This window comes from Lactimicrobium sp., assembly GCF_036453465.1.
Taxonomy (GTDB): Bacteria; Bacillota_I; Bacilli_A; order Erysipelotrichales; family Erysipelotrichaceae; genus Bulleidia.
Map to the genome: position 1 here is coordinate 1 of NZ_JAZHUW010000018.1, position 26895 is coordinate 26895.

Consider the following 26895-nt stretch of genomic DNA (forward strand, 5'->3'; position numbering starts at 1 on the left):
CAGGGACGAAGAGATATGTTTGAGCATTTCACTCACCTCCCACCTTTTCAAGAAAAGCGAGCGAAGCGAGCATGGCACGCTTGAAATTTTGTCAAGAGTTGACAGCGAAAAAGTGGGGGGATTATGAAATGAGGAGCACAGAGAAAAGAGCGTTGCCTGTACTCCTAAGAGTTTTCGACAACGCTCGGTTTCTTTGGGGGGGAAGTATTTCTCCAGGATGGGGGGGTCTGGAGAACTTCCTAATCTTTGGGAGATTATCATCAGATGTTTTCCCATCTGACAGTTGTAATACTAAAAGGAAAATGTGATACAAATATGTCCTCAATGTGAACAATAGGTGAATTTTTTACTGTCTTACGCCGGCGATGTACACCCGTTTTACAGTGGAAGATACTTCAAACGGAGAGCCATCAATGATCACAAGATCCGCATCCTTGCCTGCTTCAATCGAGCCGACTCTGTCTGATACACCGATATGCTCGGCCGGGTGAATCGTAATGGCCTGGAGGGCATCAAAAGGATCCATGCCTGCCTTGATGGCATATCCTGCACAAAGCGGCAGATACTGCAGCGGGATGACCGGTGCATCAGTAATGATCGAGACATGGCAGCCTGCCTTAGCCAGAATGCCAGGTGTTGTCCAGGACTTGTTCTGCAGTTCAAACTTGGACGCATTGGTTAATGTCGGGCCAACCGCCAGAGGCAGATCAGGATGCCGTTTGAGAATATCCACAATCAGATGGCCTTCCGTCACATGTTCCAGAGTCAGCTTCACATCAAACTCCCTGGCAATCCGAATGGCTGTGAGAATATCATTGGCCTGATGGGCATGAATCTTCAGCGGAATCTTCTTTTCAATTACCGGAATCATGGCCTCACACTTCATATCAAACGCCGGCATCTTCAACGGATCACCATTGGCCGCCGCTTTGCGTGCCATGTAATCCTTCGTAAGAAACAGCATATTGCGGATCACTGCCGCTGTAGACATCCTTGCACAATTGCCCTTGTCCTGATAGCAGCGCTTCGGATTTTCACCAAGAGCACACTTCATGGCAATGTTATCTTTGACAACCATGTCATCCACACAGATGCCCGTTGTCTTGACACACGTCCATAAGCCGCCGATCGCATTGGAACTTCCCTGACCCGTGGCAGCACATGTCACACCTGCCTTTGCCGCCATGGCAATGGCAGGATCCTGCGGATTGAAGCTGTCAATCGCACGTAACTGCGGCGTACAGATATCATTGCGCTCATTATAGTCTCTGCCCTCAAAACCGATGCCATAGCCATCCAGGCCAAGATGGCAGTGTGCCTCTACAAAACCCGGATACACATTGGCACCCTGCACATCCACCACTTCTTCATCTGATGAAAGATCACTGCCAACTGCCGCAATCTTACCATCCTGCACAAGAATATCTGCACGATACGGATCTCTGTGAATGGCATCATGAATCAGTCCATTATGAATAATCATTCTTCTATCCTCCTGTTAGCAGCCAGTATAGCACGAAAGAAAAACACTGCCAGGAATGTCTGACAGTGTGAAAGTACTGCTTATCTTCTCTTGCGCCATGTACGGCGGGAGAACAGCATGATGATCGGATAGATTTCCAGACGACCGGCCAGCATGTCAAAGGTCATGACAATCTTTGACAGTGCACTGTAGGCAGAGAAGTTGGCGGTCGGGCCGACGGCATCCAGACCAGGTCCGATGTTATTGAAGGTTGCCATGACAGCAGAGATGTTTGTCTCGACGGAGAAGCCATCCAGAGAAACAATCAGGAAACTGAGGATGACAATGGCAGTGTAGGCAATCAGATAGGCTTCGCAGTTGCGGATGACCTGTTCATCGACCTTGCGGCCATTGATACGAATGGCACTGACTTCATCCGGATGCTGGTTTTCATGCACGTTGCGGCGCAGGATCTTACCAAGCAGAATGACACGGATGACCTTGATGCCGCCGCCGGTACTGCCGGCACAGGCACCTACAAACATCAGGAACAGAATGATTGCTTTCGAGAAGGCCGGCCACAGATTGAAGTCTGTTGTGGCATAACCAGTTGTTGACATGATCGTCGCCACCGTGAAGGAACAATGCCGGATCGTCTCGGACAGTGTGCTGTACAGCGGACGTACATTCAATACCAGAGCTGTGATCGTCACAGCAATGATGATCAGATAGCCGCGCAGCTCTTCATCCTTCCAGACGGATTTGAAATCACGCAGCCATAACAGATAGTAGATTGAGAAGTTGACGGCAAACAGAAACATGAAGATCGTTGTCACCCACTGGATGTACGGGGAATACGATGCACAGGAACTGTTGAGAACTGAGAAGCCGCCGGTACCGGCTGTGCCAAAGGCAATACAGCAGGCAGAGAACCAGTCCATGCCGCCAGCCAGCAGGAAGATGATGTTCAGAATGGTCAAGGCAAGATACAGCCGGTAGAGAATCAGAGCTGTTTCCTTCATGCGCGGGGCCATCTTGCCTACCGCAGGTCCCGGGGATTCCGCACGCAGAATATGCAGGGTGAAACCCTGGTTCTTGCCGCCAAGGGGAACAATCGCCATCAGGAAGACGAGCACGCCCATGCCGCCGACCCAGTGGGAGAAAGAACGCCACCAGAGCAGGCCTTTATCCATGGCCTCGACATTGGTCAGAATGGAGGATCCGGTTGTGGTAAAGCCGGATACCATTTCAAACATGCAGTCGATGTAGTTGGGAATTTCCCGGGAAAAGAAGAAAGGCAGACAGCCAAGGGCAGACATCGCGACCCAGCTCAGGCCGGTTGTGACAAAGCCTTCCCGCTGATAGAAGCCTCTTCTGGCATTCTTTGTCAACAGGAACAGAATGCCGGCACAGGCCAGGATAATCGGCAGTGTAAGGCAATAGCCATAGATGGCAGCAGGTTCATGATAGCCAATCGAGATGAACAATGCCGGCAGCATCAGTCCTGCCTCCACAACGAGAATCCAGGCAATGATGCGCCATATCATTTTCCAATTCATGCCAGCTTACCCCTCAAAAATATCATTCAATGTACCGATGACATGATCACTTGCCGCGACAATGACAACCGTATCGCCGGCATGGAACGTCATATCACCATGGGCAATCTCCGTCTTTCTGCCGCTGCTGATGGACGCAATCAGCACATTCTTCTGAATCGGCATATCCTTGACCTTCTCACCAATATGCTTTGTATTCTCATCCACGACAAACTCCAGCACCTCGGCATTGCCAGACGCAATCTTATGCACAGACAATGCAGAAAGTCCGGAACTGTGTTCCATTGCTCTGACATAACGGACAATATGTGTTGTGCAGAGATCCTTCGGACATACCGTCGGTCCTACCGGCAGGCTGTCCAGAATCCGGCTGCTGTCACCACGGCCAAGCTTGGTAATGGTCAGCGGTACATGGCACATGGACGCATACATGGAAATGACAATGTTCAGCTCATCAATACCGGTGCAGCTGACCACCGCATCATAATCGGTCAGATCTTCTGTTTCCAGGAATGACTGGCTGGACGCATCGCCATGGACAATCGTCGCATCCGGCAGTAAATCTGCCAGCTCTTCACAGCGGCCCGCATCCGATTCAATGATGTTGGCTGTCATGCCGGATCTGGCAAGTTCAGATGCCAGATAATAGCTGATCCGGCCGCCGCCGGCAATCAGCACATGGCGGATATTCTTCTTGATCATGCCCATTTCAGACAGCAGGCGGTGCAGATTGTCACTGGAACCCGTCACCGAGATCTTGTCACCGGCCATAATCATGACATCGCCATTCGGGATGATGACATGTCCCTGGCGCTCAACAGCACATACAAGCACCCGTGTGTGTACGGCATTCTCCAGTTCACTTAACCGCTTGCCACAAATCGGTGATCCATCAGCCACACGCAGTTCAATCATCTCGATGCGGGCCTTGGCAAATGTCTCACGGGTCAAAGATCCCGGCAGTTTCAGCAGCTGGAAAATCTCATGGGCTGCCTGACGTTCCGGATTGACAACCAGATACAGACCGAATTCATTGCGCATCTGATATGCCTGATCCACATATTCAGGATCACGGATCCGGGCAATACAGTTGATATGCGGGTTGAGATGCTTGGCTGTAATGCATGCCAGCAGATTGACTTCATCCGCATTGGATACCGCAATCAGCACATCCATATCCGCAATGCCGGCTGCCTGCAAAGTTGTCAAAGAAGCACCATTTCCTGTCACTGTGATGACATCATAGGCACCCTGTGCCTTCTCCAGCACATCAGGACGCACATCCACCAGTGTAATGTCATGTCCTTCCCTGGACAGCTGCGCCGTACAGGTATATCCCACCTTGCCTGCGCCAACGATTAATATCTTCATGCTTAAAAAAACCCTCCCAGAGGCAGGAATATTGTAGCACTACAAAGATTTAAAGCAATCAAATCACCAATACGGCCAGACAGATGGCCGCAAGTGGCTGTTATTCATGAGAATGCAGCACGACATCCGCCTGTTTTTCCACCTCAAAAGCAGAAAAATATGCCTCCTCCAATGGAATCCAGCGGGCATTGAATACGGCAAGCTTTTCCTGTCCTTCCCTTGCAAGAAGGCGGGTCTGCTGCAGGGCAGAATCAATGGTCACAAACACACATAGGTCATAATATGGCTGCAAAGAAGGATGAAAGCTGTAGGATCCTTCCACCACAAGGATATCTTTCGGATGTACAGAAACCGTCTCATCCAATGCCATCTTTGCACAGTTGAATTTCTGATAGGTAAAGGGCTGATGAATACGCCATGCCTTCAGAACTTCTTCCACCCGTTCATGGTCCACGTTTTCACCTGGCATTGCATATCTTGACGGGGTACGCTGAAATGTCTGCAGATAGAAATCATCCATGTGCAGCAAGTCTGCATCAAGATCACTGGCAAGCAGTGTCCCCAGTGTTGTCTTGCCAGAGCCGCATCTGCCATCAATGGCCACAATGCATGGCTTTTTCAGACCATTGATCTTATCTTTCAGGATTTCACGTTCCATTTCCCACATGGTTTCCTTTGTACCATGGCTTTTTTACAGTGTCAAACCACGAGAAAAGGCCCTCACACCGGGCCTTCTCTCTTTTTTTATTTAAGGGGATAGAATCTTTGGCGAATTGCTAAAGGGGGAGCAATTCTTTTTGATCCAAAGTGCACTTTCCTTGTGCAGTTATAAGATAGCAAATACGTCCCGCAGAATTATGTCTTAAATATGTGACTTTATGTGATTTTTGAAACTGCGGCTTGAAACCATACGGCAGGGTACACTATCATGCAGACAGAAAGAACCATAGAAAGCGGGGAAACCACGATGACACAATCTTTACCGGCCGGGCTGAACGATCAGCAGTGGTCTGCAATGATGCGCACCCTGCAGGACCATCCGGCCACCATGAATGATTACCGCAAAGTGATCAACCTTCTGTATGCCTGGCATGATGGCCAGTATTCCATTCTGACCATCACTCCTCAGGCCGCAAGGGATTACTTTACCCAACTGGATGAGAAAGCAAAAGATGGTACGCTGAGTGCCAATACCGTCCACCGCTACAAGGCAACACTGCGGGCAGCCGGCAGCCGCATGGCCGCCTGTCCCTCTGTCTTTCCTGGTTATCAGAATCCTTTTGCCGGCATCATGCACAACGAAATCAGATCCCGCACTGCTTATTCTCGTGATATGTTTGCGGATCCTGGCGATATCCGGGCTTTGATCCACATATTGCCAAAGCTGCCGGAAAAGAAACAGATTCTGCTGGAATTCATGATGCATATCGGTCTCAAGCCAAAGCAGATGGAAAGCATTCATGTTAACAGCTTTATCTATAATCCACGCAATGAAAAAGAACTGCTGATGGCATTTGAGGATGGCACCTACCTGGAGAAGAAGACAACCGGCAGAAGAACGATGCCATCAGACCGCATGAAGCTGGAAAGCAGAAGTACAAGTGGGAGTACAACCTGGCAGGTAACTGCTGTCTGGCGGTTCTTTGGAGATTATGCCAGGAAGCTGAATGCATACCATCCTGGCCTTGGTACGCAGAAGGAAGCCAGGCCTTTCTTCCTGACCAGCCGGAAACAGGCGTATTCCTACCGGGCACTGCACAGTCTGCTGGCAGACACATGCACACAGGCAGGCCTGAATCCCAATGCCGTCACACCGTACCAGTTATATTTATATGGAACCATCCGTTCCAAGCTCATCTTTGACTCCCTGACGGACCAGAAACACCTGCGTGCTTCCATGGACTCTTCCAGATCCAGAGCAGAGAAGAATCATATCCTTTCAGAAATGAGGCAGCTTGAGAATGACTTTCTGCCACTGATTGAAGCTGGCTGGATCGGCGGCTGGTATAAGGAATACCCAGCAGACCGCAAAGTGATTGTGGATGAGATTGCCGCCCAGATGGGAAATGACTTCCTGTCAGAGGCAGTTGGCGTCAAGAAAGAGCAATACAGATAAGAAGGAAATTGAAAACCACTGCAGATAATCTCCAGTGGTTTTTATGATGATCAGTTTCCAGTCTTTTTCTGCGGATTCATGCCAGCTATCTGATCAATCCTGCTCATGTTGTCAGAATTGAGCGATTCAGGATAATGTCAGATGGCAGCCATCTGCCCGTACCTGAAAAGAAATATACGGCAGTCAAAACAGCGATTCTGCATTAAAAAACCGTCTCCTTCTTCAGGAAACGGTATTGCTGTTATGCTTTGCCAGCCGGCGACATAAACAGTGAAACCATCCAGTCCGCATTGACCAATGGCATTTCAGCATCATCCACCTTGTAGCGTTCTGGTTTCTGGTTCATCTCTTCTTCCAGCATTGCGGTTGGAATCATGAAAGCCATGCCCTTATCACCGGTTTTGACATTGATATGCATGACATCATTCTCAGTGCGCTGGTATTCAATAGAAGTGATATCCTCCGGCTTGCCTTTCTTGTTATCCACAAACTCAATGAAACAGTCATACTTGGCAAGTTCCACCATGACATCATTGACACCATCTTCCAGAATCTGGATCTTTTCCGTAAATTCCTTGACAGTGGCGCAGCGGCGCAGCACATAGCCTTTTTGTACAAGCGGCTTTGTGAAGGCTTTGATATCCATCTTGCTAAAGTCATGGGCACAGACCCAGATGGCAAACTTATGAATGGGATCTTCATAGAGAAGATCATTCTGGACCAGAAACTGTTTGTGGCAGTGCGGGCATTCCTGCTGGAAGATCTCACCATAGACACACCGGTCCCGCAGATCCAGATCCTGCTGGACATTGACGGCATCATACACCGTCATATCAAACCCATATCCGCAGTACGGACATTTGTATTTCACATCATGATTCTTACTCATCAGCTGCGGTACACTCTCCCTTCATACGATATTCCCATCTGATCAGACAGCTTCCGGATCTTCTCCATCGCCTCTTCATCAGTCACACTCAGCTTATCACCCACAAACAATGCGATCAGCCTGACCTGATCATCCACGGCATACGGCATTGCCTTGAATGGCGTATGCTGGGAAAGACCTGGCACATCCTCGGCTGTATAGCCGGTAATAAACGGACCATCTGTACCAGACAGGCACGCCTCATATTCATGAATTTCATTGCCTTCCAGAAAGCCGGTCAGCACAATATCAGCATAGGCCGCATTGCGCAGATCATCCAGCCTGGCATCATTGCGCAGAAACAGCAGATCCTCATCCACATCTTTTTCCACCGATGCCAGAAACGGCGCATTCTTTTTCTGCAGATCCTCATCCGGTTCCACCAGCCTTGCCGTACGGCCAAAGACATCCTGCATGGACCAGAAACCAAGCATTTCAGGATCATCCAGTCCGCGTGTACAGTCCTCCCAGCCCGGACCGACGGAAAGCACATTGAACATCACTTCGCCATCATCGCTGCAATAGCACGAGCATAAAGCAAAGCAGTCATCCTCATGAATCTTGATGTGATCCTTCAGGGTTTCGGTCAGATCATCCGCTTCAATCGTCAGGAACTGATGCCGGTATTCATTCAGTCTGTATTCTTCTATCTTCATATCCACCAAGATTATATATCAAAGACGAAAAAAGGCAGGAAGCCCTGCCTTGTGTAAACACAATCAGTTCCGGGAACTGCTGCGGGATCCCACAATCTGCAGGATGTACAGGAACATATTGATGAAATCCAGATACAGCTCAAATGCGCCATAGACGGCCAGATTGCCGCTGAGCATTTCATTGCCCTGGGTCTGATAGTAAATGGCCTTGACTCTCTGCATATCCCATGCCGTCAATGCACCAAACAGGATGACACCGATGTAGGAAATCACCAGGCTGTCACGCAGTGAAGGAATGAACATCGCCAGTACGGATGCCAGGATCAAAGCAAACAGGCCGCCGATCATGATGCCGGAGAAACGGGAAAGATCCACGTTTGTATAGTGGCCGATGATGGCGCAGGCAAAGAACATGACTGCCGCAAAGGCAAAGGCTGTAAAGACAGTGCCGACCCCAAATTCAAGCGGCAGAATGGAGAACGTAAAGCCTGTCACACCGGCATAGACATAGAACATGGCTCTGGCTGTGCCGTTTGTCATGGTTGTCAGCTTTCTGCCCATTGAAATGCAAAGACCAATCTGTACGATGAATGCCACCAGGAAGGCAATGCTCATTGAGCCATTGGCAAGCATCTTGTACATCCAGCCTCCGGACATGATATTGAAATAGCCAAGGGCGGCCACCAGAGCAGTAATGCCCAGGCCTGCACCCATGGTCACAAATACACGGGACAGATACGACTGCAGGGTTCCGCCCGCGGAATAGACGTTTTCACGATTGAATTCCATGAATTTTCAGCTCCTTTCGCTGTCCCCCATCGGGGTATTTATCAGTGTACGTGTTTCAAAACGTTTGTCAATCCAGGTACTATACAACCAGCCCCAAACGTTTCATCTTTCATCGAATGTTCACACTAGTTCTGCAATGGCGTGCCGCAGTGCATGCAGAAATGATTCTCAGGATCATTGATGCCAAGACAGGCAGGACAGATGCTACTGCCCTGCTGCCATGATACAAGGATGTTTTCCAGCTCTGGATGGTTCTGCAGATCCAACAGGCAGTTCATCTTTCTGCCATTTGCACAAACCTGCAGAATGCCATTGCCATCCAGCCGTCTTTCCACATGCAGATCCTGAATCTGCTTTTGTGCAGCCAGAAACACATGGCCGCCATTCTGCTGCACCAGCCAGTTTCTGCCTAGGATTAGACCTTTCTCAAGTGAAATCCACGATTCATTCTTAAAGGCATCCACCGTACCGCCGCTTTGGATCAGGCTGCGCAGCCTGGAAAGACGATGCTGGCAGACGCACAGAATGATTACCGCACCGGGGATCAATACCATCATGGCCACAAGCACAAAAGCATCAAGGGACCATCTCTCATGCAGCCACAGCAGGATCAACCCTGCCAGCACAATGGAAATACCAGCCCAGATACCAAAGTCATACCAGGCATTGCGGCGTATAAAGTGTTTGATTTTCTCGTACATATTCATGATCTGCTCCAATCGATGATTTCTTCCACCATCTTCTGTTTTTCTTTGGGATCGGTAATATCAAACCAGTGTACCGGCAGCTGATGGCGCAGCCATGTATACTGGCGTTTGGCAAACTGACGGGAATGTGTCTGGATCTGTGTCTTTACTTCATCCAGCGTACATTCTCCTTTGATATATGGCTCAAACTCCCGATAGCCGATACCCTGCATCGCCTGATCACAAAAGGTGCTTCCACTTTGCAGCAAGTCTTTCACTTCCTGTTCCAGACCCATCGCAAACATCTTCTCTACACGGGCATTGATGCGCGCATACAGCTTTTCTCTGTCCATGGTGCAGCCGGCAATCCAGATATCATACACCGGTTCATGGCTCTGCGCCGCCTCAAGAGAAGACATTGTCTGGCCCTGATGGGCAAGAATCGTCAATGCCCGCAATACTCTTCTTCTGTTATGGGGATGAATCTTTTCCGCCTGGACAGGATCTTTTTGTAAGAGAAGGGCATATAAGGCATCGTTATCCATCTGCTCCCATGCGGGATCAACCGTTTCCTCATGATTTTCTTCTGGGAAGTCATAGTCATACAGGCATGCTTTCAGATACAGGCCGGTGCCGCCGCAGATGATGGGAAACTGATCTGTTTGTGCAATGATGGCACGGGCCATCTTCTGGAAGTCAGCAGCACTGTAATGATCCCGCGGTCCAAGAATATCAATCAATTCATGATCAACTCCCTGCATCTCATCCTTTGTGATCTTACCCGAGCCAATATCAAAGCCCCGGTATACCTGAATCGAATCTCCGGAGATGATGATGCCATCCAGCTTCTTTGCCATTTCCACCGCAAACTCAGATTTGCCCGCCGCTGTTGGTCCGGCAATCACAAGTACCTTCTTCATCATCGAAAACCTCTGGCCAGTGTCTTTTCATCCACAATCACAAAGACCGGCTTTCCATCTGTTGTCACAAAGGGATCTTCACACCCTGACAGCTGATCCAGCAATGCCTGCATCTCCTCTTTGCCAAGCACTGCATTCTGATTGCGGGAAACAACGGTCTTTGTCATCTGTTGCTTCAGAATCCGCATCGCATCTACTTTCTCATCATGGCGGAACGCATCCACAAGATCCTCAAGGAAAGCAGATGGGTCCATATCCTGCAGCCAGGAAGGTATTTCACGTACCATCAGGGTATCATTGCCAAATGGCTCAAAGTGGATATGCAGGCAGGAAACCTGATCATTGATCACACCAAGGCGCAATACCAGATCTGCACCTGCATGAATGGTATATGGCACAAGCAGGCTGGACATCACCGGTTCCTTGTGCAGGCCATCGAGAACCTGCTGAAACTTCACCACTGCCATCGCCCGCTTCTGATCCACCACCGCAATTCCCTTCTCACAGGCACACAGAATCCACTTTTCCTTGTACTGGCCGATCAGTGACATCTGCGGGAAGACCTTCTTCTTTGGCTCATACTTCTTTTCTTCCCTGACACTGTAATGAGACAGCAGAGCATTGTCCTGCTGCACTTCAGTTGGTTCGGTTGGTTCTGCAGACTGCACTGACCTTTCTTCGGTTTGTTTTTCCGGCTGTATCTCTTGTTTTATCTCTTTGTGTGACTGTTCTATGCCACTTCTGACTGGTTCACCAGACTTTTCTGTATTGTGTGTTTCTATTGTTTCTTCTGTCTGCACCGGCCGCAGATCTTCGGCATCAAAGGACTGAGGATGATAGTACGGTGTGCGCACCACCGGCCTGCTTTCCGGTACCGGCACGGCCTGATTCAAAGCATCATGAATGCCGTCACGGATCAGATATTCCAGCTGTGTTTCCTTGGAAAGACGCACTTCCCATTTGGAAGGATGTACATTGACATCCAGCAGATGCGGATCCATATCAATATTCAATACCGTCAATGGATATCTGCCGGAAGGCAGGGCATTGCCATAGCCATCCTGGATAGCCTTATACAGCTTGAAATCCCGTACAATCCGATGATTCATGAACACATGTTCCATGGTGCGGGAAGCACGTGTCATCACCGGTTTGACAATATAGCCCGTCACATGATAATCAAAGTCATTCAGATCGATCTTGACAGCATTTTCGGCAGCCGGCCTGCCGGCTGCCTGGAACAGCACTTCCAGCAGATTGCCATTGCCGGAGGTGCGGAATACTTCCTTGTCCTGAGAAAACAGGCGGAACGCAATCTCCGGATGGCTTAAGGCAAAGGACACAAGCAGGTTCTGGATCAAAGATGCCTCATAGCTGGCGGAGCGCAGATGCTTGAGTCTTGCCGGTGTATGGTAAAACAGTCCTTCTACCGTGATGGAAGTGCCGGCCGGACATGCCATTGCCTCATAGGCTGTCTCTTTGCCATATTCCATGACCAGGTGGGTGGCATCATTGCCATCACTTGTATTCATGGTCAGTTTGGATACAGACGCAATGGAAGGCAGTGCCTCCCCGCGGAAACCTAATGTATGAATGTTCCAGAGATCATTCTGGACACGGATTTTGCTTGTTGCATGACGTAAGAAAGCCATTCTGGCATCGATGTGATCCATGCCGCAGCCATTGTCCTCTACCTGTACCTTTTCAATACCGCCATCTGTAATGGACACTACGATTCTGGTACTGCCGGCATCAATGGCATTCTCCACCAGTTCCTTGACAACCCCCATGGGCCGTTCCACGACCTCACCGGCCGCAATCATATTGGCAATCTGTGCATCAAGCTGCTGTATTCTGCTCATCGCATCTATCTTATCATCGATCGCCCATCTTCTGCCCTCTTTCCTTTGGGATGTGTATAATACTTTCATGCAGATCAAAGAAGAATACCATCAGGAAACCATCATCCGCAAGTCCCGCTTCTTATGTATCTTACGGCCGGTACACAGTGAAGAAGAAGCACGTTCCTTCATTCACGAAGTGCAGAAGGAATACCATGATGCCAGTCATGTATGCACCGCCTGGGTGATGGGAGAGAATAATCAATTGCAGCGTTCCAATGATAATGGTGAGCCCGCCGGTACGGCCGGCGTCCCGATGCTGGAAGCTTTGAAGAAAAGCGGCATCCAGGATGTATGTGCCTGTGTGGTGCGCTGGTTTGGCGGCATCAAGCTTGGTGCAGGGGGATTGATCCGTGCCTATGGCGGTATTACCGCAGATGCACTTGCCAGTGCCTCGAAAGTCAAGGAAGTACCGGTGGATGTGTATGAGGTGCGCTACCCCTATGCCATGCAGGGCACCCTTGAATCATGGCTGCGCCAGCAGGGGACCATCAAAGATACGATGTATGATGAAGAGATTACCGTGCTTGTGGAAACCGAAAACAAAACGTTCCCTGAGAAGGTCAAAGACCTGTCCCGGGGAACGGTAATACCGAAATATCTGCGCACCATGACGGTGCTGAAAGAGATGGAAGACAAGGATCAATAATTACTGCTTTGGAAGCAGCCTGAGATCCAGATCGATATTTGTCGAAACGCCATTCAAAGAGCCGCTTTCTGAATACTGCCACATGGCATAGGTATAAGGATAGCTGCATACGGTATCATATTCTGCCACCCAGAATTGATAGCCAGTCAGATACTGGGGATCAAAGACCGTTTCATAGGTGCCGGTGCTGGCATACAGCATCGGTGTATAGCCGGCATTGGCAATATTATCGAGGAAAACAGCCGCATCAGTGGTGCGCTGTTCTCTGGTGGTTGTATTGCCGCGGGCATTGGTCTCATCCGAATACATTTCCATGTCATACACAACCGGCAGATCAATGGTCTCAGAATGCAGGCGTTCAATGACCCACTTGGCCTCTTCAGCTGCTTCATCCTCAGAGACCGCCTGTGAAAAGAAATAGACACCAACCTGCATACCGGCATCATGGGCACCCTTGATGTTTCTCTCAAAAGCCGCATCCTCACTGATCGCACCCTGGTCATAGCCCCGGTAGCCAATGCGGATCATGGCAAACTGTACGCCATCTGCCTTCAGGGCAGCCCAGTCAATGGTGCCATTGTGTTCTGAGACATCCACACCAAACTGGGATGTATAGTTATCATCCTCATAGCTGTAGATGCCATTATTGGAAATCAGGTTATTCATGTCATACATGTTGTATTCACGGTTTTCAGTATTCATCTGCACATCTGTCACCGGATCATACTCATAATCATCCTGCCGGTTGATACAGGAAGTGATGGCAGCACACACAATCAGCACAAAGATGCCAGCCAGAAACAAAGGCATTCTGTTGGACTTGTTCCGGCGGTATGTTCTTCTTGTTCTGCGCTTTCTTCTTGTGTACTTTCTTTTTGCGGCCATAGCTTCCTTTCATGAAAGCAGCTGCCGATGGCAGCTGTCTTTTTGTTTCTGTTTGTTTTGATGCTTACTGGTTTACCTGCAGCATCTTCTGATGCAGCTCACCTTCAATGCGGGTCAGCTCCTTCTCGGCTTCCATTCGCTTCTGGTGGCCTTCTTTCTGGATCTGCAGCACTTCATCCAGTGTCGCAATCAGTTCCTGGTTGGTATGCTGTAATGTTTCCATATCCACAATGCCGCGCTCAGATTCCTTGGCGGTATCCACGGTTGCCTGATGCAGTGTCTCGGCATTTTTCTTGAGCAGATCATTGGTCATATCATTGACAGCACGCTCTGCCTCCATTGCCTTGCGGGAATGTTCCACACCCAGGGCAAGAACCATCTGGTTCTTCCACAGCGGAATCGTATTGACAAGCGTAGACTGGATCTTTTCCGTCATGATCGTATCATTGTTCTGCACAAGACGGATCTGCGGTGCCATCTGGATGGACACCGTACGGGTCAGCATCAGATCATGGAGCTTCTTCTCGAAGCGGTCACAGGCATTCTGCAGATCATTGGCAGCCTGGGCATCTTCCGGCAGACCAGATGCCTTGGCCTTTGCCTGCAAGGCAGGCAGTTCTTTCTCACGTACCTCCGCCAGTCTCTTCTTGCCGGCAATGATATACATGGTCAGCTCCTTGGTATTCTGCTGGTTGCGCTCATACAGCTGATCCAGCAGGGCAATATCCTTTAACAGCTGGATCTGATGATCTTCCAGCACATCCGCAATCTTATCGACATTGGCCTCAGTCTTGGCATACTTTGCCTTCATGGCCTCAATCTTTGTCCCGCTCTTACGGAACATGCCAAACAGACCCTTGTCCTCTTTATCCTCGGCTGTGCCTTTGAGCTCCACAACCAGATCACTCAGCAGCTTGCCAACCTCACCAAGATCCTTGGTACGTACATTATTCAAGGCCGTATCAGAGAAATCGGTGATCTTCTTCTGGGCCTGGGAACCATACTGCAGCACAATGTTGGACTGGGTAATGTCAATCTGCTTGGCAAAATTATCCACCGTTGCCTGTTCCTTCGGACTCAGCTTGCTTTCATCATAGGCATCCGCAGCCGGCTGTTCTTCTGCCTTGGGCTCTTCTGGCTTAACAGCAGGTGTTTCATCCGCCCCGGCAAGTGTCAGTTCAATCTCTGGTTCAGCCTGTGCTTCCTTATTATTTTCACTCATGGTCATCCCTCACTTTTGCAAGAATTATAGCATGTCATCGTTTCTCAATCATCCCCTGCCTGCGATGGATGCATGTGTCCCCAGATCCAGGCAAAGATACGCAGGATGATGATCAGAATCACCAGGGCAAGCAGGATGCCAAGATATACCATCCAGCCAAAGCGGGATGTATGCACAAAGTAGTTATGTACGTTCATCTTGACAGATGTCACTTTCACAATGGAATCGGTATATCTTCCTGCCAATGAATGCACGGCATCCTCACCACGTGGGAAAGACGCGATATATTCCGTTTCTGCCCACAGTGCACTCATCGTACTTCCATCCACGGCTTTCAACGGTGCATTGCTCGCGGCCAGGGTTCCCTGGTTATCGCCATACAATGCCACCTGCAGGAACGAATGGCTCTCTGCAGCCGCATCTTCCAGAATCTGTTTCACGCGTTCTGTATATACAAGCGGATAATATACATCATCGGAAACCTTCGCCCAATAACGATCCGTTTCACGCACATAGACATCCACCACCTGGTTCATTGGCAGACGTTTGTCCAGAACGGTATATTTCATCCTGCCCATGGCAAGCTGAGACAGTGCATTACGATTTCCCTGTAGATAATCAATCTCACAGATTTTTCTCAAATCTGATCCTTTTATATAAGCACCATATAATGGCTGGGTCAGCTGTCCACTCTTAGATGACACAAGACCTGTATTGACCAGACGCATTGCAGATATCTCACCATCAGGCAAAGCGGACACAAGCTCATCCGCCCCGGCAAGAGATACTGCAAAACGTCCCGGCAGTACTGACTGATGGCTCCAGGCATCACTCAAAGCATCCATGATGAAATCACGGGTGTCACTGCGCTCTTCATTGGGATCTGTATAAACATGATCACTGACACCAATAGCCGCATCAGGATCGATGCCCTGATCACGGAAGGCCTGGCGGAGTGCATCTTTGGCTGAGGAGACAGAGGCAGACATGCCTTCATCCGCCAAGGCAGAATCAATTCTGACATACTGGCAGATCCCGGCATTGTTATCATCCACATTGACATCCAGTACGCCCACATTCCTGCCCTGGCTGTCCGCATTGACAATCCAGGTGTTCTTTTCCTTTGAAGCAGAAGGCGTCATTTCCATCTGGTGGCCATTGATAATCAGGTCGATACCGTCGATCTTGTCAGACAGGATATCACACAGACGTGATGTATCCTCAAGGGCACTGTCATGGCATAAACCAATGATATAATCAGCACCCTGTGCCTGCAGCTGTTTGACACAGGTGCGTGCCGCTTCGATTGGTTCCTGGTAAGAGATGTCATTGCCTGACAGGGCATCAGAAAAAACACCGAAGATGCCAACCTGCACATCACCGCAGGCAAGCAGAAGTGATGGCTGGAAGACATCTGTGTCAGAGATGGAAACATTGCTGAGAATGATACCAGGTTTGTCCACCTGGGCATTCCACATGGATACCAGTGTATCCTGGTCATAAGAGAAGTCTTTTTCGCCTGGCAGTATGGCATCATAGCCTGCCTGTTTCATCAGGGAAAGAATGGTACCCTGAGACGCCAGCAGGGAGGATGCTGTGCCATAGGAGAAATCGCCGGCATCCAGAACCAGGGTGGCATCATTGCGCAGTGATGCAATCGTTCCTGCAAGAGCCGCAAAGCCGCCTGTCTGCACAGTATCTCCGTTTTCATTCATCTCCTGAACCGGATCCAGCTGACCGGCAAGACCGGCGGTAAATACAATCCGGATAGACCTGCTTTGTGCTATGACAGGCAGAGCACAGACAGACATACCAATGATGATCAGAAAACAAAGAATCCCCTTTTTCAATACTTTCCCCATATGCCATCATTGTAGCAAATTTCCATCCCGGCAAACGAAACCTTAAGAAATCTTAAAGATTAAAAAAGACCCCGGAAAATTTCCGGAGCCTGATGAAGCTAATTTGATCAGTCCTTGAAGTATCTGTCGAGCAGAGCCTTGAAGCCCTTGCCATGGCGTGCTTCATCTCTTGCCATTTCATGAATGGAATCATGCAGGGCATCGAGATTGAGTTCCTTGCACTTCTTAGCCAGTGCTGTCTTGCCATTGGTAGCGCCATTTTCAGCCATAACTCTGACCTTCAGGTTCTCCTTTGTGGAAGCAGAGACAACTTCACCCAGCATCTCAGCATAACGGGAAGCGTGATCAGCCTCTTCGAAAGCAACCTGTCTGTAGAACATACCAACTTCCGGATAACCCTCACGGATAGCAGCACGGCTCATAGCCAGATACATACCAACTTCAGAGCACTCACCGGCAAACTCATTGCGCAGCTGTGCCTTGATCTCTTCCGGAACATTGGAAGCGACACCAACAACATGTTCGGAATCCCACTTCAGATCCTCGGTCTCATCAACCGGCTCAAACTTGGACTTCGGAGCCTTGCAGACAGGGCATACCCAATCCTCAGGCAGATCAGCGAACTTGACGCCTTCCTTCTCCTCATCATAAATGTGACCGCATACAACACATCTGTACTTCATCTTCAATTTTCCTCCAGTTTTCTAATCAATCCATTCTCACCATCTCGGTGAACAATATCTATTATGTTGATATCCAATCAGATTTCAAGCATGCTGACCTGATTAGTACGGATTTTACAAAATGATCATTGAATACTTACAATCAGCCATTTACTTTCCTTACCGGCAGCCAGATCTCCGTGTATATATCTTCCGGCTTTTTTGGCATCGGCGCATACATTTCAATATTGTAATTCGCACGCAGGGCATACTCAGACTGATGCTCAGGCACCCACTTTGACCATACCTCTGTATTTACCTTCTGTAAGGAATCCGGCAAAGCTCCATGGCATGGGAATACCGCCCACAGTCCTTTTTCAAACGTCAGCACCGTATCACCGTCATGCACATTCTCCCAGGGCTGATACAGATCACCGATCATATATTCCATTGTCTGATCATCGGAATCATAACATACCCCGAACATGCCAAGAATACGCCGCTGTTCTCCCGCAGCCATCACATCGTCCCAGAACGCCGGAATCTTCTGATAGCAATCTTTCAAGTCAAAATGTCTGGAAATGCCAGTCACTGTAAATGTCAGTTTTTCCTCAATGTGGAACTCCATCACCCGTTCCTCCTTCTTCCAGCATCCTAGCACAGACAGCAGTCATTTCACTATACAATTCATTTCCAGAATCATCAGATTTTGCTACTGCTTTTCTGATCCAGCTTCAAAATATTTCATAAAGAAAAGGCCGCTTCCAAAGAAACGGTCTTGTAACCTTAACGGATCATCGCCGCTTTACAGCGTGCGGGCTGTGGCAAAGCCTTCATGAATCGCATTCAATGCACGTCTTGCCCGTACAGCATCGCCAATGATCTGTACTGGTTTGTTCTCTGCCTTGCACGTATCAACGATGGCAGAAGTGTCATTTGCCTTGGCACCAATCGCAACAACCACATTGTCACACACAATCTCTTCCTGTCTGCCATCATGTTCAACGATCAGTCCCTTGTCTGTCAGTCTGACAAACTTTGTGGAAGTTCTCTGCTCAATGCCAAGCTGCTGCAGACGGATGTTCATGCAGGCAGCTCTGGCAGCACCAAGGCCATTGCCTGTCTTTTCCTGCATCTCAATGACAGTGACTTTGTTTCCTCTGGAGGCAATATATTCTGCAGCTTCAAGACCTACCAGGCCGCCGCCAATGACAACCACCTTGCCAGAAACTTCTTTTTTACCATTGAGTACTTCATGGGCATTGGGAACTGGAAGCCCTAATGTAATTGGAGATGCACCAGCTGCGATGATGACATCATCGTATGGTGCAAAGTCGAATGTCTCATCCACTTTCTGATTCAGATGCGTTTCGATATTGGCTCTTTCTACCCTCTTTGCCATATCTCTGGCCGCAGCTTCCATTTCTTCCTTGTGAGGTGCCTTGCCAGCCGTAATGAACTGTCCGCCCAGATGATCCGATGCTTCATAGAGTACTGGTGTCATACCGCGCTGCTTTAAGACAAGCGCTGCTTCCATGCCGCCGACACCGCCGCCGATGATCAATACCTTCTTGTTCTTCTCTGCCTTTTTCAAAGCCCAGTCAGTTTCATGGCCGACCATTGGATTGCGCATGCAGGTGATGCCTTCCGGGAAACCAGCAAGATCCGCAAAGCCATCCAGGCAGCCCTGATCACAGCCAATGCAGCGTTTGATTTCATCTGCTCTGCCTTCCTTTGCTTTATTAGGGGCATCCGGATCACACAGCACAAAGCGTGACATAGCAACCAGATCTGCCTTGTCATCTTCCAGCACTTTTTCTGCCAGATCAGGTGTGTTAATTCTGCCGACTGCCATGGTGATCATGCCGGTTTCCCTGCGGATTCTGGCCGCATTGTCCACATTGAACCCTCTTGCAAGATCCAGCGGCGGTACTTCATACATCATCGCCGGCGTGACAACATTGCCGCGGGATACATTCAGCACATTGACACCGGCTTCCTTTGCCGTCTTTGCAAAAGCAATCTGGTCTTCGATCGTATTACCGCCCGGCAGGAAGTCATCCTGGGCATCGATGCGCATAAATAGCGGCATATCTGCAGGCATGTTCTTTCTGATCTCTTTGATGCATTCCAGCGGGAACTTCGCCCTGTGCGCAAGATCACCGCCATATTCATCTGTGCGGTGATTCAATCCGCCGGACAGGAAACTATGCGGCAGATAGTTATGGGCGCAATGGAATTCCAGACAGTCATAGCCAGCTTCCACTGCCCGTCTGGCAGCAGCACCATATGCCTTTTCAACCATATGAATCTCATCCACCGTGATGCCAGGCATCGTAAAGGTTGGTGTAAACGGTGTATCCTGCACGACAAAGATTCTTGCCTTAGGATCCATGCCTACGGCAATGCTGCCCTGCCACAGCTGCACGCATGCCTTGCCGCCGGCATCATGAATGGCCTGTACAAGCTTCTTATGTCCTTCGATGTACTTATCATCATCCAAAGACAGAAACATACTCGGCGCAGAGGAAGCCTCAACAGAGGATACTTCAACTGTGTTCAAGGCCACGCCGCCTTTAGCTCTTGCCACATGATAGGCAATCAGTCTGTCAGTGACATAGCGGTCCTTGCAGAAACGTGTGCCCATGGCAGTCATGATGATCCGGTTCTTCAATTGCAGAGAGCCAATCTGCATCGGTTCGAAAAGTCTGTCAAACATTTCATTCTCCTTTTGTACTGTAGTACAATCTTTTACGTATTCAGTTTAGAATTGTCTAAAGCGTTTGTTCTTATACAGCTGCACGCAGACAGAAGAAGAATCTGAACGAATCCGGTAAAAAGTCAAACAAGGAGTCATGATGAAAGATACCAGAGCCAATATTGTCCGTACGACCATGGAATTGTTTCAAAAAAAGGGCTATGAAAACACAACCATTGCCAGCATATGCAAGGCCTGCCACATCACCAAGGGAACGTTCTATTACTATTTTAATTCCAAGGATGATATCTGCGGGGCCTACTATGATATGGTGCAGGATGAAGTAGATTCCATCATGCCGGAATTACTGATGATGGGTGATCCCAGAGAACAATTGTGGAAAGTGATGGAATATGGCATCACAACCTCCATGAGACTTGGTCCAAGACTGATGAAAGCCTTCTTTGTCTCAGAGATGCAGACAGGCCTGCAGCAGTTCAGTGTATATAAGATGCGCATTCCGGCCAAAGACAAAGATCGTGACATCAGAGTACTGGAGCGTACTCTTATTCAAAAAGGACAGGCTGCCGGCAGAATCAGGCATGGTGATCCTGACAAGATGATTTACACCTTCCACAGTGCCTGCATGGCCATGGCCTTTGACTGGGCCAGCCATGATGGCTCCTTTGATGAGAAAGAAGAAATGAAGACGTACTTTGAAGCAATCTTCTGAAAAGACCAGAGCCGGTATGCTGGCCCTGGTCTTTCTTATCCCTGCTTTGTCTGTTCTGGTTGTGCCAGAATAGTGAAATCTTCCTTCTTTAACAGATCCATATCTGCATTTTCTTCTTTGAGAAGTCTTTCTGACTGTTTCAGAATGGCTTCCTCGACCACATTGCGGGAGAGTCTGCCATTACCGGATGTGGCTGCACTTTCTGCCTGTTTCTGATCAAACCAGGCAGTCAATGGTGCTTTGACACCATCCTCAATGCGGTATCCTTTGCCTTTGGCAATCTGATCGGCAATAGCCATCAGCTGCTCCCCGGTGTAATCCGGGAATTCAATAATATTGGGAAAACGGCTCTTCAGACCGGAATTGGCCTCAAGAAAAGCAGACATTTCCTTCTTATAGCCAGCCAGAATAACAATCAGATCATCCCGGTTGTCTTCCATTGCTTTGACAAGTGTATCAATGGCCTCTAAGCCAAAGCTGTCATCTTTGCCTCTGTATAACGAATAGGCTTCATCAATGAATAACACACCGCCCAAAGCACTGCGGATCACAGACATCGTCAATGGGGCTGTCTGGCCGACATACTTTGCCACAAGATCTGCTCTTGTCACTTCGACAAGCTGTCCCTGTGACAGGGCACCAATGGCTTTCATATAGCGGGAAAACAGTCTGGCAATGGTTGTCTTGCCAGTACCAGGATTGCCAGTAAAGATCATATGTTTGGAAATCTCAGCTGTCTTTAAGCCCTGCTGGCGGCGGCGCTGGTTGATCAGCACATGTGCCTGCAGAGAGCGGATATAGCTTTTCACATTGTCCAGGCCGATCACATTGTTCAGCTCTGTTTCTACCGCATCCATCTCTGCCTGTACATTCTGACTGCGGCAGACAGGTGTCTTATGATCCCCATAGAAGGCATATGGCACATCGCCATCCACCTTCAATGAAATCCCACTGGCATTGTCTTTCAGCACAGCCTCAGACAGACTGATGTAGAAGTCTTTGAATAAAGAAATGATAGCATCGGCACCATGGTCCTTGTCATAGTGGGAAAGCACCCAGTCATTGAGAGAAGGATCGATGTTTACTGTCAGATGAAGCTGCTCTGTGCAGCGCTGCTGCAATTGTTCTGTCTGTTTGGAAATGATCTGTTTGATGGCATCATCATCAAGTGCTGAAAACGTAATGGTATCCAGCACATGTTTCATGAAGTCTGCCCCAAAGGCATCCTGCACATCTCCCAGTGTGCCATGGGTGATGAAGATCAGATACTTATCCTGGGCAGACAGGGAATCCACAGCATCTTTGACAAGGCCACTCTGGTTTTCTACCAGGATGCCCTGACGCAGTACATACCGCTTGTTCAGCAGCACACTGCCATTTTCCACCAGGGAAGATACCATGCGCAGGAATGGGGCAAAACTCTGTTTGAAGTTTTCAAACACAATCATGCCGCCATTCTGGTGCAGTGCCTGGTAGAGGTCCTGTACAAAGACCTGTTCCTGGGAAGCACTTGTATAGCGGGAGAGATCAATGGTATTGACCTGAGAAGAAGTAAAGATCTGATGCTGATAGAGGATGCGGGAAGCCGCTGCCACACAGGCATGCCGGCCAACGCCCTCTTTGCCCATGATCAGAATCACATTGCGGGCATGGCCTTTTTCAAACCCCATCACATAGGGACGCCGCAGGGCTGCACAGAAGGAATGCACTGCCTCTTTCTGGCCAATGATCTCATCATTCAGTGTCTTTTCCATTTCTGAAAAGACAGTTTTGTCATCCACCGGTGTTTCTTCTTTTGGTTCCTGGACATGATAGTCTTCTTTCAGGCTGCGGCTTAAATCATCCATATCCTGATTGAGCTTTTTCTGATCCGGTGAAATCTCACTGGTCATCTTTTCCAGCTGTTTCTGCTGTCTGGCAAGAATCGCATTCAGCTGTGACATTGCCTCATCATCATTGACCAGCACATTCTGATCATCCGCAGTACTCTTCAATCCTTCCAGATCCGATGCAGAAAGAGAACGGTCCTTCCCCATCACCTCTTTCCACAGACGCTGCTTCTCTTCTTCCTTATCCCGACGGTCTTTCCCCATAGTATTCCTTACACTTTCCTGCTGCTGTCATCCTCACCCGACGGCATTTCCATCCCGGCATCACCAGCCAGGCCATCCTTCTGCAATACCGCTTCCAATGTAGAAATATCGGCAGACAGATTGATAAAGTCCTGGTCTGTCATGGAAGAAATGATGGTCTTCATCGCCTGGTTGATCAAGGCAATGGTCTTGGTCAGTTTCTGTTTTGTTGGTGCAAAGTTAGGATCACTGGTCACACTCTGCAACGTATCATACTGATTCAGTATTTTCAGAAGAATCGGCAGATAGTAGGCATACAGCTTTTCCAGCTTGGAAGCAGAATCCGGAAACTTCTTCTGCAATTGCTGGATCTGCTTCAAAAGGGCACATGTCTCATACAGAGAATCCGAGATTTCCTTGTCTGGAATATCCTCATTCAGACGATTGATTTCATCAATGAAATACTGGGCATCATGCACCGTCTTTGTGTTTGTTTCTGTCTGCTCTGTTTCCTGTTTCTGTTCAGGCTGATCGACATGCTCTGTAGCTTCTACATCCACCACATCATCACGAACAGCCTCCTGGCCCCGTGCCATCTGCAGCAGTGTCCCTATCATCTGTTCATACGTATCAGGATAGCGGCTGGCAAAGCTGTCAAAGTCTGACAGATAGGATCCACCCCGGTAGACATCCAGCGATGTCAGAGACTGATAGCGGGATCCATGCAGGCGGAGGGTAAAACTATCCGACACCCGCAGGGCAGGACGCTGCTGGAAATATCTGCGCAGAAACACATTGATTCTGGCCCGCTGGTCCGGTGAAAGAGAACGCGAGGAAGAAGAGCGGAAAGAACGCCTGCTTCCACCGGCATTCTCTGCCTTCTTACTGGAGTTAACGGCCGCAAAGGCAATCGCAGCTACGGCGATGATCATAATCACAAGCGGAACGATTGAATCAAAGATACCCTCTCCGCCTATAAATACAAAGAACAGAAGAAACAGCCACCAATAATTTCTGTTATAGTTTCTCATTGAAAACTCCTTGTTGTGAATCGCATTGATTATATCATGTACACCAAGCCCTATGCCATTGCCTGCCTGCGGTATAGCGCCATCTTAAGACGTCTGGCAATGCTATAATCATGACATGACGAAACTGATGATTAGTGAAGCTTACCGCGGTGAGCTTGTCCTGCAGGAAATGGCCCTGCAAAGCAAAGAAAAAAGTGTAGGCGGACTGCAGGTCAAACCTCTGTCCACCCAGCTCCATAGTGCACCGGATGATTCCTTGCGTCTGGCTCTGCTATTGCAGAAAGAAGTACTGCCAGAGGCAGACTCTTTTACGATCTTTGCCAAGATGTTCCACTATCCTGCCTTCTTCCAGGAAATCCTTTCCTTTGCCAGAACCTGCATTCTTCTGAAGATTCCTGTTTCTTCTTTACCAAAGGATACCCAGCGTGACAAAGAGCTGGCCATGCTTGTGGAAACAGCTGTCTCTTTGCCCCTGAGTGAGAAAAACACCATGGCACATCTGGATGAGGATATGGCCGCATTGAAGAACCATCCGGATGCCTGCATTCTGCCCTGGTTTGCCAGAAATGATTTTGAATACCGGCTGATGAAGCAGCTGGAAGATGTACTGCCCCGTTGGCAGGAAAAGATTCTGCCTGTGAAAGCAGACCTGTCCCATGCCCTGAATCCACGCCAGGAGATCGAGTGCATTGCCCAGCGCATCTGTAAAGAGAATGTACCATGTACTGTGATTCTGACGAATCCTGCCTCCCAGCTGCCGGTTGTCAAAGAAGTCTTTGGCCGCTATGGCATCCCTTTTTCCAGTCTGACTGGAAATGAGCCCAACCGGATGGCCATGCGGTTTGTGCTGCTAATAGAAGCGGCCTTGAACAATGATGGCACCTCGCTTGCCAAAGCCATTTCTGCTGACTGCTTCCCGATCAAAGCAGACGGACCTTTGATGGACTATTTTATGGAAATGCTGACAGGCAATGAACTGCCCGCAAAAGTCTCAGACATCTTTGCAGCACATCCTGTCTTTGCATCACAGGCAGATGGCTGGAAAAAGCTTGAAACAAAAGCACAGGCATGGTTTGATGCCTGCCAGCCGTATCTGGATACGCTGTTTTCCTCTTTGGATCCGGTGGATCTTTCCATCCATGCCTTTGAAATCCTGCGCCATCATCCTGATCTGCAGGATCAAAGTGCGGCCGGTGAACTGATGGCCGTGCGCAATGTTCTCAATGATGTGCTGGATCAGATAGAAACCATCGATGATCTGCGCTTTGTATCAGCAGGATTAAAGAATGCGTCTGTTTCTCATCACACGATTGCCAGTACGTTCTGTCTGGTAACAGATCTCAAGCATCCTGTCTCTCAGCGCAAAGTCAGCTATGTGGCAGGATGCGACGGTACCAGCTGGCCGGGCTTTGCGCCCTGCACCGGCCTGTTTGATGAAGCCTACATCAAAAACATACAGGAATATCCCAGCCTGCGTGAGCGCCATGATGCCTGGATGGACTGCCTGCAGTGGGTAGAACAAAGCGGTGAGACATTACACTACTCCTGGAGTGTCAGTGACTATGAGGGGCGTGAGATCCAGGTAGCCTATGAGCTGCAGGAACAGTTTGGCAGATGCGTGACACCAATGCGGCCGTTGCGCCTTGCACCATTTGTACAGAAAGACCATGTCCTTCCGGCTACTCTGGCAAAGGAACTGTATCTGGAAGAGGATCACATCACGGGTTCCATCTCTACCATTGAGCGTTGGTTTGCCTGTCCTTACAGCTGGTTTATCCAGTCCGGTCTGAAAGTACGCAAAAATGATGCAGCCATGCTGGATGCCGCTACCATCGGCACCATGCAGCACGCTTTGATGGAAACGGCTGTCAGGAAATATCACAAGCAGTATGCCGAGATGAAAGAGGAAGAAGTACAGACCTTTGTAGAGGATTGCTATGACATTCTGGCCAAAGCACATCCTCATGAAACCCATCTGCTTGCTTTATCCAGCCATCGCATGACTGCTTCCCTGCTGGATGCCCTTGCCTTTCTGCAGGACTTTGAAAAGCATACTTCCTTTGTGCCGTCAAAAGCGGAATATCACTTTGAACATCATCCGATGACAGATCATGTCTTCCTGCGCGGCACAATTGACCGCATGGATGTCTATGGTGATGAGCTGCTGCGCATCATTGACTACAAATCATCCCAGCACACTCTTTCCAAGCCAAAGGTGGAAGCCGGCCTGCAGCTGCAGTTATTGACCTATCTTGTCATTGCCCAGGAAATCACCGGGCTGACACCGGCTGGTGCCTACTATTACTCCCTGAAGACAAAGGATCTCACCATGGCTGCAGCCAGTGCCAAGGGCCGCGGCAAGAAAAAAGAGATTGTCTGGAACCAGCAGAGTGAGGAAGAGATTGAAGATGCCTTCCTGAATGCAAGAAAGCTGTCCGGGTGGACGTTTGTCAAGCGGGAAACAGAGCTGGATGACAATAAGAAACATATTGCTTCATTGACGACCATCCGTGACTATTCACAGGCAAAGGCACTGATGGAACATCTCTACAGCTATTTCTATCAGCAGATCCAGGCAGGCAATATTTCGCTCTCACCAAAGGAAGAGGCCTGCACATTCTGCGATTACCGCGGCATCTGCCGCTTTCATGGCCGCTATGAGAAGATCAAACCGATCAAGGAGGAGGACTGAG

23 protein-coding genes are annotated in these 26895 nt (G+C 49.1%); 5 read left to right on the plus strand and 18 right to left on the minus strand.

All coding sequences use genetic code 11. The features are described 5' to 3' along the window. Positions 1-346: 346 nt before the first annotated feature. The 4 genes from SOI44_RS05925 to SOI44_RS05940 all read right to left on the minus strand — a co-directional run bounded on the left by SOI44_RS05925 (position 347) and on the right by SOI44_RS05940 (position 5050). Positions 347-1483 carry an amidohydrolase gene (locus tag SOI44_RS05925; RefSeq protein ID WP_331348303.1) on the minus strand — a complete coding sequence of 379 codons (1137 nt, stop codon included), beginning with the start codon at positions 1481-1483 and terminating at the stop codon, positions 347-349. 80 nt (positions 1484-1563) lie between these two features. Continuing rightward, positions 1564-3021, minus strand: coding sequence for a TrkH family potassium uptake protein (locus SOI44_RS05930; RefSeq protein ID WP_331348304.1), 1458 nt, complete (start codon positions 3019-3021; stop codon positions 1564-1566). A gap of 6 nt (positions 3022-3027) precedes the next feature. Continuing rightward, entirely contained in the window at positions 3028-4392 is a 1365-nt protein-coding gene (gene trkA, locus SOI44_RS05935; protein ID WP_331348305.1) for a Trk system potassium transporter TrkA, read from the minus strand. A gap of 100 nt (positions 4393-4492) precedes the next feature. Continuing rightward, positions 4493-5050, minus strand: a complete 558-nt coding sequence (locus SOI44_RS05940; RefSeq protein WP_331348306.1) for a uridine kinase family protein — start codon at positions 5048-5050, stop codon at positions 4493-4495. 270 nt (positions 5051-5320) lie between these two features. Here SOI44_RS05940 and SOI44_RS05945 point away from each other — a divergent pair, with 270 nt between their 5' ends. Together SOI44_RS05945 and SOI44_RS10400 are read left to right on the plus strand one after the other, a co-directional pair. After that, the gene (locus SOI44_RS05945; RefSeq protein ID WP_331348307.1) at positions 5321-6508 is read left to right on the plus strand and encodes a hypothetical protein; all 1188 of its coding nucleotides are present in this window, start codon (positions 5321-5323) and stop codon (positions 6506-6508) included. A 68-nt stretch (positions 6509-6576) separates the two neighbouring features. Further along, positions 6577-6714: a LytTR family transcriptional regulator DNA-binding domain-containing protein gene (locus tag SOI44_RS10400; protein WP_442914580.1), complete on the plus strand. Its 138-nt coding sequence runs from the start codon at positions 6577-6579 to the stop codon at positions 6712-6714. Positions 6715-6749: 35 nt separating this feature from the next. On the opposite strand, the gene SOI44_RS05950 is transcribed toward SOI44_RS10400, so the two are convergent. The 6 genes from SOI44_RS05950 to mutL form a co-directional block, all read right to left on the minus strand. Continuing rightward, positions 6750-7397: a CpXC domain-containing protein gene (locus SOI44_RS05950; protein ID WP_331348308.1), complete on the minus strand. Its 648-nt coding sequence runs from the start codon at positions 7395-7397 to the stop codon at positions 6750-6752. Continuing rightward, positions 7397-8092, minus strand: coding sequence for a hypothetical protein (locus SOI44_RS05955; RefSeq protein WP_331348309.1), 696 nt, complete (start codon positions 8090-8092; stop codon positions 7397-7399). Before SOI44_RS05955 ends, SOI44_RS05950 begins: the two co-directional genes overlap by 1 nt. 63 nt (positions 8093-8155) lie before the next feature. Next, complete coding sequence (locus SOI44_RS05960; RefSeq protein ID WP_331348310.1) at positions 8156-8881, minus strand: Bax inhibitor-1/YccA family protein; 726 nt, start codon at positions 8879-8881, stop codon at positions 8156-8158. Positions 8882-9006: 125 nt separating this feature from the next. Beyond that, positions 9007-9582: a hypothetical protein gene (locus SOI44_RS05965; protein WP_331348311.1), complete on the minus strand. Its 576-nt coding sequence runs from the start codon at positions 9580-9582 to the stop codon at positions 9007-9009. Positions 9583-9584: 2 nt separating this feature from the next. Further along, positions 9585-10490: a tRNA (adenosine(37)-N6)-dimethylallyltransferase MiaA gene (gene miaA, locus SOI44_RS05970; RefSeq protein ID WP_331348312.1), complete on the minus strand. Its 906-nt coding sequence runs from the start codon at positions 10488-10490 to the stop codon at positions 9585-9587. Continuing rightward, positions 10487-12349, minus strand: a complete 1863-nt coding sequence (gene mutL, locus SOI44_RS05975) for a DNA mismatch repair endonuclease MutL (RefSeq protein WP_331348313.1) — start codon at positions 12347-12349, stop codon at positions 10487-10489. Before mutL ends, miaA begins: the two co-directional genes overlap by 4 nt. Positions 12350-12416: 67 nt before the next feature. Between mutL and SOI44_RS05980 the strand changes: the two genes are divergently transcribed. Then, entirely contained in the window at positions 12417-13037 is a 621-nt protein-coding gene (locus SOI44_RS05980) for a YigZ family protein (protein ID WP_331348314.1), read from the plus strand. Here the strand turns inward: SOI44_RS05980 and SOI44_RS05985 are convergent, their stop codons facing one another. From SOI44_RS05985 to baiCD, 6 genes are all read right to left on the minus strand, one after another. Further along, on the minus strand, positions 13038-13922 hold the full coding sequence (locus SOI44_RS05985; RefSeq protein WP_331348315.1) for a glycoside hydrolase family 25 protein: 885 nt from the start codon (positions 13920-13922) through the stop codon (positions 13038-13040). A gap of 64 nt (positions 13923-13986) precedes the next feature. Next, positions 13987-15144: a toxic anion resistance protein gene (locus SOI44_RS05990; RefSeq protein WP_331348316.1), complete on the minus strand. Its 1158-nt coding sequence runs from the start codon at positions 15142-15144 to the stop codon at positions 13987-13989. A gap of 44 nt (positions 15145-15188) precedes the next feature. Next, positions 15189-17006, minus strand: a complete 1818-nt coding sequence (locus SOI44_RS05995; RefSeq protein ID WP_331348317.1) for a hypothetical protein — start codon at positions 17004-17006, stop codon at positions 15189-15191. Between the two features lie 107 nt (positions 17007-17113). Beyond that, entirely contained in the window at positions 17114-17689 is a 576-nt protein-coding gene (locus SOI44_RS06000; RefSeq protein ID WP_108774772.1) for a ferritin family protein, read from the minus strand. Positions 17690-17831: 142 nt separating this feature from the next. After that, the gene (locus tag SOI44_RS06005) at positions 17832-18296 is read right to left on the minus strand and encodes a GyrI-like domain-containing protein (RefSeq protein ID WP_331348318.1); all 465 of its coding nucleotides are present in this window, start codon (positions 18294-18296) and stop codon (positions 17832-17834) included. Positions 18297-18473: 177 nt separating this feature from the next. Further along, on the minus strand, positions 18474-20387 hold the full coding sequence (gene baiCD, locus SOI44_RS06010; protein ID WP_331348319.1) for a bile acid Fe-S flavoenzyme BaiCD: 1914 nt from the start codon (positions 20385-20387) through the stop codon (positions 18474-18476). Between the two features lie 139 nt (positions 20388-20526). Between baiCD and SOI44_RS06015 the strand changes: the two genes are divergently transcribed. After that, on the plus strand, positions 20527-21099 hold the full coding sequence (locus SOI44_RS06015) for a TetR/AcrR family transcriptional regulator (RefSeq protein WP_331348320.1): 573 nt from the start codon (positions 20527-20529) through the stop codon (positions 21097-21099). A 35-nt stretch (positions 21100-21134) separates the two neighbouring features. On the opposite strand, the gene SOI44_RS06020 is transcribed toward SOI44_RS06015, so the two are convergent. Together SOI44_RS06020 and SOI44_RS06025 are read right to left on the minus strand one after the other, a co-directional pair. Continuing rightward, complete coding sequence (locus tag SOI44_RS06020; RefSeq protein ID WP_331348321.1) at positions 21135-23192, minus strand: AAA family ATPase; 2058 nt, start codon at positions 23190-23192, stop codon at positions 21135-21137. A gap of 8 nt (positions 23193-23200) precedes the next feature. Next, entirely contained in the window at positions 23201-24202 is a 1002-nt protein-coding gene (locus SOI44_RS06025; protein WP_331348322.1) for a hypothetical protein, read from the minus strand. A 127-nt stretch (positions 24203-24329) separates the two neighbouring features. On the opposite strand from SOI44_RS06025, the gene SOI44_RS06030 reads away from it, so the two are divergent. Next, positions 24330-26894, plus strand: coding sequence for a PD-(D/E)XK nuclease family protein (locus tag SOI44_RS06030; RefSeq protein ID WP_331348323.1), 2565 nt, complete (start codon positions 24330-24332; stop codon positions 26892-26894). Position 26895: the final 1 nt, after the last annotated feature.